Below are 12,241 nucleotides of genomic sequence, written 5' to 3' on the forward strand. Positions count from 1 at the left end.
ATCACTCGTTGTGGGCATGAAATTGACGACCTCGGGTCGACCCGAGGTCGTCAATTTCATGCCCACAACGAGTGATCAGGAGGTCGTGCACTCCTGGCCGTTCGCGGCGAACCCCCGCGGCGTCCCGGGCGCGCCCGCGCCGATGAACCCCACCGCCGCCGACTCGCCCGGTGCCAGTCCGGTCCGCCAGGCCGGCGCCTCCACGGTGACCGTCGTGCCGGTCTGGGTGACGTCGCCGCCCCAGGACTGCGAGACGGTCTCACCACCGGTGAGCTCCCAGCTCAGCGTCCACGGCGCCAGGGGCGCGGCACCGGTGTTGGTCAGCGTGACCTCACCCTGGAAGCCGCCCGGCCACTGCCCGACGACGGTAAAGGTAGCCGCGCAGGACGCCTCGCCCGGCTCGTCGGTCGGGGTCGGCTCCGGGGTCGGTTCCTCGGTCGGGTCGGGCGTGGGCGTGGGGTCGGGAGTCGGCTCCTCGGTCGGCTCGTCCGTCGGCGTCGGGTCCGGTGTGGGCTGCACGCCGGCGAAGTCCCCGACCACGATCCCGCGACCGTTCGTGCCGACGTAGACCCGACCGTAGACGTCCGGGTCGCCCGCGATGGCGTTGCCCGTCCAGGCGTACTGGTGCTCGTCGTCGTTGATCCGCACCCAGGAGGCCCCGGCGTCGTCGGACCGGAAGATGCCGCGCACCCCGTCGATCTTGGACGACGTGTACACCGCGGGGTAGCCGCGGCCCTCGGCCGCCTTGCCGAACCCGACCGTGTCGCCCTCCTCGACGCCGTCGACCGCCGTGAACGTGGCGCCGTCGTCGGTCGAACGCCACAGGCCGTAGGGGCTGTCGGTCTCACCGCCGGCGAGCCAGACGTCGCCCGCGTGGCCGGGCGCGGCCTCGATCCGGACGGGTCCGGACGACGGCAGGCCGGTGGCGCTCGACGCGGTGAAGGAGGCGCCGCCGTCGTGGGAGGTGTAGAAGGTCCCGTCGGCGAACGCGTAGAAGGTCGACGGGTCCGCACGGCTCGCGGCCACCCGGGCGCCGTCCGGCACCCCGGTCGCGGCCGTCCAGGACGAACCGAGCGTGGTCGAGACGTGCACGCCCGTGCCGTCCGGGCTCCACACGATCGCCGAGCCGTCCGCCGCCAGCGCGACGGTGCCCGGTCCTGTCGCCCCGGCGGGCTGCTGGCCGGCCCACCACGAGTCGCCCCCCGAGGTGGAGACGCCCAGGAGCTGGTCGCCACCCGTGCCGACCCGCACCATCGTCTCGGGCGCCTGCCAGGCGACGTCGAGACTCAGCACCCCGCTCTGGTACGGCTGGGTGTAGGAGTAGGAGTCCGGCACCCGGGTGATGTCGCTGTGCACGAACCCGCCGATGTCGTACATCCCCGAGACCAGCTCGACGTCGCCGGGTGGGGCGACGAGGTCCTGGATCGCGGTCTCCTCGATGCCCTGGGCGTGGACGGAGATGTCCACCGTGCCGCCGTCGTCCCACGCGGTGAGGTTGTCGCCGCCGTAGACGGTGGCACCCGTGCCGTACAGGAAGCTGTCGGAGTCGAACGGGTCGATCTCGAACGACTCCATCATCCAGCCGATCTTGGGGGAGTCCTCCGGCGGGGTGCCGGCGCTGCCGAAGTCGAGCCACGGCGCGCCGGAGGTGTCGATCGAGTAGCGCTTGTCCCGGGCGGGGTAGCCCGCCCAGTCCCAGATCTGCGTCCACGTCTCGCCGCGGTCGGTCGACCGGAAGACCTGGTTGTCCGGCCACCACGACATCTGGGACACCACCATCACGGTGTCGGGGTCCTGCCGGTCGACGGTCAGGCCGGAGTAGCCGAAGTACGCCTCGGCGCTGTCCGAGGGCACGGGAGAGATGTCGGTCCAGGTGTCGGTGGCCGTGTCGAGCCGCCAGACCTCGCCGAGCTCGCCGTCGTACGGCCCGCCCGTGTCCGAGGTCGCCACGTAGAGCTGCCCCTGGGCGAGCTCCGCCTTGTGCGGGATGAACCCGGTGGGCTGACCGGGCACCCGCTGCCAGGTCTCGCCGGCATCGGTGGAGCGGTAGACGTTGTTCTCCGCGTCGGCCACGCCCACGTAGATCACCGGCGTCGGCTCCCCGGACGTGCCGGAGGAGGCGTCGAAGACGGTCCAGACGACGCCCTGGTTGGTGGTGCCGTACCCGCCGACGTCGTCCGGGTCGGCCACGTAGTCGCCGGCGTTGGGGAAGCTGGTGACCTCGGACCAGGTGACGCCGGAGTCGGTGGAGCGCCACAGGCCGTGCCCGCCCTCGGTGCCCAGGTAGAGGACCGTCGGGTCGTTGGGGTCGATCATCAGGCGCTCACCCATGCCGCGACCCGGCATGTTGCCTCCCACCTGGAAGGGCAGGACCGTGCGGTCCCACGTCTCACCGCGGTCGTGGGAGCGCAGGATCGCGCCGTTGTTGGGGTCCCAGGAGTTGGTGTAGGCGCCGGCCATCACATAGACGTTGTCCGGATCGACGGGGTCCGTGGCCAGGGAGAGCACGCCGGAGTAGCTCCAGTCGTCCCACCCGACGTGGTCGAGCAGCGGTACCCAGCGCTGGGTGCCCTGGTCGAGTCGGTAGGCGCCGCCGACGTCGGTCCGTGCGTAGACGAGGCCGGGTTCGGTCTCGCTGTACACGATGCCCGGGACGAACCCGCCGCCGACGATCTCGACGTTTCCCCAGGTGTAGTCGTCGGCGGTGCTCGCCGCGGCGAACCCGACGGCGGCCGCGGTGGCCGGGGACGCCGGCGTCTGCGCGACGGCGACACCGACCCCGGTGACGACGAGGCCGGCCGCTGCCAGGGCGGCGACCGCTGGTCGAGGTCTCATCCGATCTCACTCCTTCGTGCGACGGGCCGGACGGGGGAGCGTGAGGACGCCCCGAGATCCGGTGACACCACGGTGTGTCGGCCACGAACGTAGTCGAAGCGCTTCGATGCTGCCAGGAGCGCCGGGCGACCGAAACGTTTAGGGGGTACAGGTGCCGGACCGTCCGGGGTAGCGACGCGCTACGCGCAGCGGACGCCGCAGTGCGCGGCAACCGCTGTGGGTATGAGATCGACGGCGCTGGACCGATCCAGGCCCGCAGATCTCATACCCACAGCGTGGGGGTCAGGCGAGGTCGCAGGACACGCCGTCGAGGGCGAAGTCGTCCGGCGCGGTGTTGGTCCCCGAGTGCGAACCGTTGAACCCGAAGGACACCGAACCGCCCGGGGCGATGGTGCTCGACCACGCGGCGGGCGTGATCGTCACCGCGGAACCCGACTGCGCGGCCTGGGCCGACCAGATCTGGGTGATCTGCTGACCGTCGGCGAACGTGAAGGTCAGCTCCCAGTCGGAGACGGCGGCGTCGGAGTCGTTCGTCACCACGAACGACCCGGTGAACCCGGTGTTCCACGAGTTCGCCGTGTAAGCCACCGTGCATGCGCCGCCCGGCTCGACGTCGTCCTCGTCCGTGGTCACCGACAGCGCGTCCGAGGCGGCCGAGACGTTCCCGGCCGCGTCGTAGGCCGCCACCGAGTACGAGTAGGCCGTGCCGGCGTCGAGCCCGGAGTCCGTGACCGAGGTGCCCGGCACGTCCGCGACGAGCTCACCGTCCCGACGCACCTGGTAGCCCGTCACGCCGGTGTCGTCGCTGGAGGCGTCCCAGGACAGGGCGACCGACGACGTCGTGACCGCGCCCGCCGTGAGCCCGGCCGGGACGCTCGGCGCCTCGGTGTCCTCGGTCCCGCCGCCCTCGTCCGTGGTCACCGACAGGGGCGCGGACGTGGGCGAGACGTTCCCCGCCGCGTCACGAGCCGTCACGGTCACCGCGTAGGTGGTCGACGGCGCCAGCCCGGTCACGGTGGCCGACGTCGTCGCGCTGGTCGCGGCCGTCGCGCCGTCGACCCGCACGGTGTACCCGGCCACGCCCGTGTCGTCGCTGGAGGCGTCCCAGCTCAGGGACACCGACGTGGACGTCGTCGCCGTGGCGGTCAGCCCCGACGGCGCGGTGGGCGCCTCGGTGTCGGGGTCCACCGACCCGCCGTCGATCGCCGGGTAGGCGTTGGTCACCAGCATCTCGAACTGGTCCTGGAACCACTGACCCGCCAGCGGGGCGCCACCGAGGGCGCCGGTGAGCTTGCCGGCCAGCTTGGGCGAGTTGAACGTCGGGTCGCACATGCGGTCGAAGCTCTTGCCCTGGTCGTTCGGGATCTCCTCGGAGTTGCCGTCCGACTCTCCCGGCGGCTTGACCCAGACGTAGGCGTCCAGATGCGAGGCCGGGTTGCCGGCGGGGGCCACCGTGGGTCGCTCGCCGAGACCGGCACCGGCCGGGTTGCACCAGGCGCCGCGGTGCGTGCGGCGGTCCACCCGCGACTCGTCGACATAGGTGTTGAGGTCGGTCGACGTGCTCTCGGTCGTCGGTCGGTCCGGACCGCCCCAGCCGTTGCGGGAGGTGTCGATGAGCATGCCGATGTCCGACGGGAAGCCGGCCGTCACGGCCAGGGAGTACAGGTGCTCCGTCCAGTCGAGCTCGTCGAAGTCGCGGTTCCACTCGAACCACTCGGCCTGGCGCACCTGCCCCCCGCTGCCGAACGGCTCGTCGGCGAGGAACGGCTCCTCCAACGGGGTGGAGTTCGCGGTGTTCGTGACGAACCCGGCCACCGTGTCGTAGCCGTGCTCGGTGCTGGTCACGACCTCCTTGAAGACGTCCACGGCGGGCCCCGCGTTGGAGTCCCAGCCCAGCCAGCCGGCGTGGGCGGCGTCGATGTAGGAGTAGACGTTGCCCGCCTCGTAGAGCCGGTCGAGCGCATAGGCGGTGCCCTCGCGGTAGTACGGCGCGGACTCCTGGCACGCGGGCTCGGAGATGTTGGTCACGAGGTTCGGCAGCGAGTCGGGCTCGATCGTGGCCACGACGCGCAGGTCCTCGTACTGCGGCTCGGCCAGCATGTCCGCGATGACGTCGATGTAGTCGTCCTTGTACTCGGCCAGACCCGCGGCGTTCGGCTCGAGGAGCCCGTTGGAGGCCAGGGCGTAGCAGTCGCGGCCCGGCAGGTTGTAGATCACCAGGTTGAACACCATCGGGGTGTCGCCCTGCTGCTGCTCGAGCGCGGCGTCGAGGTGGTAGCGCAGCCCCGGACCGTCCACGTTGCCCTCGATGGCGCTGGTCCGGTCCATCCAGACCGACGTGGGGGTGTCCGCCACGGCGAGCATCTTCTGGCCCAGCTCGCCGCCGGCCTCGGCTGCAGCATCGGTCACGTTGCCCGACCAGTAGGGGTTGACGTACTGGTCGGCGCCGACGAACGGGTTGTCGACGCGCTCGGCCGCCGACGCCGTCGTGGCGACGGTCAGCGGTGCCACGGTCAGGGCCAGCGTCGCCGCGAGGGCGAGCGGACGGACCGCCGCACCGTTGCGGGGTCGTAAGGATCGTGATCGCACGGGATCCTCCTCGGATCGGAGGCACGGGCGGCGTTGCCCGTGCGCCGGGCGCTCGCCCGACGCCCCCAACGTGGACTGGTTGCGCTCCCACGCGCATCCGCTGAAACGTTTAGGTCCGCGCCGCGGCGGGCGGCGGGGCGGTCGTCCCGCGGATCACGAGCCGGGCCGCGGGCAGCGGGCGGACGGCGTCGTGCTCGTCCGCCTGCGTGTCCGCGGCGGACCGGCTCGACGCCGGGACGGCGTCGGCGCCGAGCGCCGTCACCAGGGCCGGCGCCAGGTCGCGCCACGGACGCGAGATCGCCGTGAGCTGGGGTTCCACGAGCCGGCAGGTCTCCGCGTCCGCGCCGGAGACCACCGACACGTCCCAGGGCACCGAGAGCTCGCGGTGGCGGGCCGCCTCCAGCACGGCCAGCGCCGTGACGTCACCGTCGGTCACGATGGCCGTGGGCCGGCCCGGCGTGGTGAACAGCCGCGCCGCCGCGGCTCCCGCCTCCGGCGCCGAGGTCGCCTCGACCACCTCGACGGTCGCCCGCAGCCCCGCGGCCGCGTCGAGCAGGCCCGCATGCAGGGCGCGGGCGACGTCGACCCGTGCGTCCTGCACCAGCAGCACGAACCGCCGGTGACCGAGGTCGGCGAGGTAGCGGCCGACGCCCGCCTCCGCACCGCCGTCGAACCACAGACCGTGCGCGACCCCCGCCGTGCCCAGACCTGGCGGCGTGACGGCCACGACGGGTGCCTGCACGCGTTCGGCGGTGCGCGCCCGCGGGTCGTCGAGCAGCAGGTCCTGCACGACGAACGACGAGTGCCGACGTTCCGTCCATGCCGCCTCCAGCGACGCCGCACCGGCCGCTCGGTCCAGCGCGACCTCGACGGCGAGCGCGACGTCGGGGACGGCGGCGCGCAGCCCGGCGGCCAGCTCGAGCCCGGCCGGCGAGCTGTGCGTCGCCGCTCTGCCGGCGAGCGCCTGCAGCCCGATGCTGGCCAGGTGCGAGGAGCGCATCGACCGGGCCGCCGCGTTGGGGCGCCAGCCCAGGTCGTCGGCCACCCGCAGGACGTGCCGGCGCGTGCTCTCGGAGACCCCTGGACGCCCGTTGAGAGCGTAGGAGACGACGGCGATCGAGACCCCGGCGGCGTGCGCGACGTCGGTGATCGTGACCCGCCGACCGGCGGCCGGGCGGACGGACGAGCGACGGCGCGGAGTGGTCACGCTTCCACACTCTGCACGTTTTCGAGGCATGATGCACCTGCGGGGGCGCGCGCAGGACTCGATGACGAGGACGGTGGTGCAGGTGTCGACGTGGACACGTGGGACGGGCGGCAGCGCCCGGGGAGCGCTGACGATCGGCGTGCTGTGCCCCGTGGTCGGGGGCTACTACTTCGGGCGGATGCTGGCCGGCATGGCCCGGGTGCTGCGGGCCGAGGGGCACCGGCTGGTGGCGGTGCAGACCTACCCCGCGGACCTGGACCGGGACGAGTTCCCCGTCCCGCCCTTCCGCCGGGAGGCACCGGGGATCGGGTCGTACGACGGCCTGGTGGTCGTGACCACCGCGTTGGCGGACGACGACCTGCGCCGGCTGGACGCCTCCGACCTGCCGCTCGTGGCGCTCGGGGTGCAGGACGACGACCTGCGCGCGCCCGTCGTCGCCCCGGACAACGTCGGTGGCGTCCGGGCCGCCGTCGACCACCTGGTGGACCACGGACACCGCCGTATCGGGTTCCTCGGCAACACCGACCAGCGTGACATCGCCGAGCGCTACGACGCCTTCCGCGAGGCGCTCGCCGTGCACGGCCTGGAGCACACGCCCACGCACTTCTACCGCACCCGGGACAACCAGGAGGCCGGCGCGGAGACGGTGGGTCGCCGGGTCGTGGAGCAGGGGCTCGCCACGACCGCCACGGTGGCTGCCACCGACCGCAACGCCATCGGATTCCTGCGCGGGCTGCACCTGGCCGGGCTGGAGGTGCCGGCGGCGCAGGCCGTCGTCGGCTTCGACAACTCCGACTCCGGGGCCCGTACCTGGCCGCGGATGACGTCGGTCGACCCGATGCACGACGCCGTGGGGGAGCGGGCGGCCGAGCTGCTGCTGGCCCGGGTGCGCGGCGAGGACGTCACCGGGTGGCACCGGATCGATCTGGCCGCGCTCGTCATGCGGGAGTCGTGCGGCTGCCCGCAGGGGACCCGCAGCACCGTCGTCGTGGCGGGCCGGACGCACGCCACCGACCCGGACCCGCTCGACACCGTGGCCCGGGTGGTGTTCGCCCGCGCCGACGGCGTGCGCAACCCCGGGGCCACCGACGCCTGGCTCACCGCGCTGCGCCAGCTCGTGGAGTCCGTCCTGGTCACGGGGCAGACGCCGCCCGAGGGGGCGTTGCGCGCGCTCGGCGACCGCACGGCCGCCCTGCGCCCCGGCCCGGGGGCGCTGGAGCAGATCGTCCCGGCGATCCACGCCGAGTGCCGGCGCGTGCGCGAACGGCTCGCCCGGCGCGGCGGCGGGAGGGTCGACGGCGACGACCGGACGCCCGGGCGGTTCCGCGGGCTGGACCCCGCGGCGGTCGACGATGTCGAGGCGGCGTTCGGCCGGATCGTGGTCGCCCTCGCGCGAGGCTGCACGCACGGTGACCTGGCGCGGGCCGGTCGTCTGGAGCAGGACCTCGTCGACCAGAACAGCGTCGACCTGGAGCTCATGCGCTCGGACGGCGAGGCGCTGCGGCGCCTCGACTGGATGCCGCGCACGCGCACCTCGACCGCGGCGCTGGCCCTGTGGGAGGACGACCCGGACCGGCCCGGCCGGCGGCGGCTGCGCGTCGTCGGCGCGCGGGGTGCCCAGGCGGGCAGCGAGGCGCTGGTCGGGCAGGCGATGCCCGCAGCGGACTTCCCGCCGCGGGCGCTGACGGACCCGCGCAGCCTCACCGTCGTCGTGCCGGTCGCGTTCGGCCGCTCCGACCGCGGGTACCTCGCGGTGGGCGGGCTCGTGGACACGCGCGCCACGAGCACCCGGGCGCGCTACAACCACTGGGCGGCGATGCTCGCGGTGGCGATCGGTGCCGAGGAGTCCGTGACCTCGTTGCAGGCGCAGCGGCGCGAGCTGGCCGAGGCCGCGGAGCGGGAGCGAGCGCTGGCGTTGGACGTCGCGGCCGGCGAGGAACGCTCGGCACTGGTCTCGATCGCCTCGCAGGACGGCACCTGGGACTGGGACGTCGGCGCGGGGACGGTGCGCTACTCCGACTCGTGGGCGCGGATCGTGGGACAGGACCGCGACGCGCTCGGCGACGACCCGCAGGAGTGGTTCTCCCGGATCCATCCCGAGGACGCCCAGCGGGTGCATGCGGCCGTCGCCGCCCAGCTCTCGGGGACCCGCGAGCCGCTCGACGTGGAGCATCGCGTGCGGACCGCGGAGGGCCTCTACGTGCTCGTCCGGTGCCGGGCGGTGACCGTGCACGACGCCGGGGACCGCCCGGCGCGGCTGGTGGGATCGATGGCGGTCCGTCCGGACACCGACCGCTCCGGCGGGGGACCGGAGGTGCCCGGTGACCGGGCCGCGGTGGACCTGGCGACGGGGCTGGTCCCCCGCGCGCTGTTCGTCGACCGGCTCGACCGGGCCGTCCGCCGGCAGCGCCGGGTGCCCGCGTACTCGTGGCAGGTGCTCTCCGTGCAGTTCCCCGAGGCGCCGTCGCCGGGCGCGCTGCACCGGTTGCGCGGCGAGCTGGACGAGGACGACTGCGCGACGCCGGCGGGTGCCCGCGGCGTGGCGGTGCTGCTGGACGGCAGCGACGGGTCCGACGCCGAGCACCTCACCGCCCGGTTGTCCGCGGTGCTCGGTCCTCGGGTCGCCGTCCGCCGGATGGTCCCCGCGGGCGACGGTCGCGTCGCAGCGGCGGACGTCCTGCGCCGCGCCGGCGAGACCGCTCGCGAGGCGCTGCCCGCGCGGTCGGCGCCCGACCGGTTCACGGTCGAGCTCCGGGTCTGAGGAGGCGGCCCGCGGTGGCGCCGGTCGCCGGGCCTAAACGTTTCGCCGCGTTGTGGGATCGCTTCCACGCACCGAGGGTCGGGGTGTCCGCTCAACGAAGAGAGGTAGCACCATGCATCGAGCATCCTTGCGCTCCCGCCTGCTGGCGGGGGCCGCGACGTCGGCCACGCTGGCCGCGCTCGTCGCCGCCGTACCCGCCGGGGCGGCGACCACCCCCGCGGTGCCGGCGGCAGCCCCGGTCGCCACCGCCCTCGGCGACCTGGAGACCGACGGCGAGTACACCCAGCGGTTCCTGGAGCTCTACGACAAGATCCACGACCCGGACAACGGGTACTTCTCGCCGCAGGGCATCCCGTACCACGCGGTCGAGACACTCATGGCCGAGGCCCCCGACTACGGCCACGAGACCACCAGCGAGGCCTACTCGTTCTGGCTGTGGCTCGAGACCTCCTACGGCCAGGTCACCGGTGACTGGGAGCCGTTCAACCACGCCTGGGACACGCTCGAGGCGTACATGATCCCGACCACCGAGAACCAGCCCACCAACGCCGCCTACGACCCGGACAGCCCGGCCACCTACGCACCCGAGTTCAACCATCCCAGCGCGTACCCGTCGCAGCTCGACACGGGGGTCTCCGTGGGGGCCGACCCGATCGCGGACGAGCTGGAGCAGACCTACGGCACCTCCGAGATCTACGGCATGCACTGGCTCGCCGACGTCGACAACGTCTACGGGTTCGGCGCCGCCCCCGGCTCGAGCGAGCTGCTGGGCCCCGACCACGAGGGCACCAGCTACATCAACACCTTCCAGCGCGGCCCGCAGGAGTCCGTCTGGGAGACGATCCCTCAGCCGTCGATCGACGACTTCTCCTTCGGGGGCGAGAACGGCTACCTCGACCTGTTCACCGGCGACGCGTCCTACGCCGAGCAGTGGAAGTACACCAACGCCCCCGACGCCGACGCCCGCGCCGTCGAGGCCGCCTACTGGGCGAACAAGTTCGCCACCGAGCAGGGGCAGCCGGAAGCCGTCGCCGACACCGTCGGCAAGGCCTCCAAGATGGGCGACTACCTGCGCTACTCGCTGTTCGACAAGTACTTCAAGACGCCCGGCTGCGAGTCGACGTCCTGCCCCGCGGGCAGCGGGAAGGACAGCGCCCACTACCTGCTGAGCTGGTACTACGCGTGGGGCGGTGCGCTCGACACCTCCGCCCCGTGGGCCTGGCGCATCGGCTCCAGCCACGCGCACTTCGGCTATCAGAACCCCATGGCCGCATGGGCGTTGTCGAACGACCCGGACCTGGTGCCCGACTCGGCCACGGCCGAGGACGACTGGGCCACCAGCCTGGACCGGCAGATCGAACTCTTCCAGTGGCTGCAGTCGCCCGAGGGCGGCATCGCCGGCGGGTCCACCAACAGCTGGGACGGGCACTACGCCGACCGGCCCGACGACGTCGCCACCTTCTACGGCATGGCCTACACCGAGGCGCCCGTCTACCACGACCCGCCGTCCAACGAGTGGATGGGCATGCAGGGCTGGGGCGTGGAGCGCATCGCCCAGCTCTACGAGGAGACGGGCGACGAGCGTGCCGAGGCCATCCTCGACCGGTGGGTCCCGTGGGTCATCGACCACATCACCGTCACCGAGGAGTCCTGGGAGATCCCCTCGAACCTGGCCTGGTCCGGGCAGCCCGACGACTGGGACGCCGACGACCCCGGCGACAACGCCGGCCTGAGCGTGGAGGTCACCGGCTACGGGCAGGACGTCGGCGTGGCCGGGGCGCTCGCCCGCTCGCTGATGTACTACGCGGCAGGGCCGGGGGACGACCCGGCACAGCTCGAGGCGCAGCAGACCGCGCACGACCTGCTCGAGGCGATCTGGACCCAGAACAGCGACCCGGTCGGTGTCGCGAGCACCGAGACCCGCACCGACTACGCCCGGTTCGACGACGTGTACGCCGGGGGCGACTCCGACGGCGTCTACGTGCCCGAGGGCTGGAGCGGGACCATGCCGAACGGTGACGAGATCGAACCCGGTGCGTCGTTCCTCGACATCCGGTCCTTCTACACCGACGACCCCGACTGGGACAGGGTCCAGGACTACCTCGACGGCGGGGACGCCCCCGAGTTCACCTACCACCGGTTCTGGGCCCAGACGGCCGTCGCGACGGCGCTCGCGGACTACGACCGCCTGTTCGGCGAGCAGCCGGAACCGCCGGAGGACACGCAGCCGCCGAGCGCCCCGGCCGACGTCGCGGCGAGCGTCGACGGCACCACGGTCGAGCTCACCTGGACCGCGTCGACCGACGACGTCCGGGTCACCGGCTACGACGTGAGCCGCGACGGCGAGGTGGTCGGCAGCGTCGGCGGTACCACGACGTCGTACACCGACGCCGGGCTCGCCGAGGTGACCGAGTACACCTGGACCGTCACCGCGCACGACGCCGCAGGGAACGTCTCGGCGGCGTCCGACGGGGTCACGGCCACCACCGGGCAGGAGGACCCCGGAGCCCCGACCGGTGCCTGCACCGCCGCGTACTCCACGGCCGGCTCGTGGCAGGGCGGCTACCAGGGCGCGATCACCGTCACCGCCGGTGACGCCGGCGTCCAGGGGTGGCAGGTCACGGCGCCCGCCGGCCTGACGACGTCGAACCTGTGGGGCGGGACGCTCGCCGCCGGCGTGATCACTCCCGCGGGGTGGAACGCGGATCTCGGCGCCGGGCAGACCGCCACGGTCGGGTTCATCGGCAGCGGGACGCCGCCCGCGGACCAGGAGCTGACCTGCACGGACTGACCGGCAGGACGGCAGGTGCCGGTGGGCGGGACCGTGAGGGTCCCGCCCACCGGTGCCG

5 protein-coding genes are annotated in these 12,241 nt (G+C 73.3%); 2 read left to right on the forward strand and 3 right to left on the reverse strand.

What is annotated here, in order from left to right:
• Nucleotides 1–75 precede the first annotated feature (75 nt).
• The 3 genes from ACIQLL_RS12360 to ACIQLL_RS12370 form a co-directional block, all read right to left on the reverse strand.
• Entirely contained in the window at nt 76–2,835 is a 2,760-nt protein-coding gene (locus tag ACIQLL_RS12360; protein WP_402467456.1) for a cellulose binding domain-containing protein, read from the reverse strand.
• 282 nt (nt 2,836–3,117) lie between these two features.
• Nucleotides 3,118–5,424, reverse strand: a complete 2,307-nt coding sequence (locus ACIQLL_RS12365; RefSeq protein ID WP_402467459.1) for a glycoside hydrolase family 6 protein — start codon at nt 5,422–5,424, stop codon at nt 3,118–3,120.
• 109 nt (nt 5,425–5,533) lie between these two features.
• Nucleotides 5,534–6,631, reverse strand: coding sequence for a LacI family DNA-binding transcriptional regulator (locus ACIQLL_RS12370; RefSeq protein ID WP_402467461.1), 1,098 nt, complete (start codon nt 6,629–6,631; stop codon nt 5,534–5,536).
• A gap of 28 nt (nt 6,632–6,659) precedes the next feature.
• Here ACIQLL_RS12370 and ACIQLL_RS12375 point away from each other — a divergent pair, with 28 nt between their 5' ends.
• Together ACIQLL_RS12375 and ACIQLL_RS12380 are read left to right on the forward strand one after the other, a co-directional pair.
• Nucleotides 6,660–9,392: a substrate-binding domain-containing protein gene (locus tag ACIQLL_RS12375; RefSeq protein WP_402467464.1), complete on the forward strand. Its 2,733-nt coding sequence runs from the start codon at nt 6,660–6,662 to the stop codon at nt 9,390–9,392.
• A gap of 112 nt (nt 9,393–9,504) precedes the next feature.
• Nucleotides 9,505–12,183, forward strand: a complete 2,679-nt coding sequence (locus ACIQLL_RS12380; RefSeq protein WP_402467467.1) for a glycoside hydrolase family 48 protein — start codon at nt 9,505–9,507, stop codon at nt 12,181–12,183.
• Nucleotides 12,184–12,241 lie beyond the last annotated feature (58 nt).

The organism is Isoptericola aurantiacus (assembly GCF_044769875.1).
Classification (GTDB): Bacteria; Actinomycetota; Actinomycetes; order Actinomycetales; family Cellulomonadaceae; genus Isoptericola; species Isoptericola aurantiacus.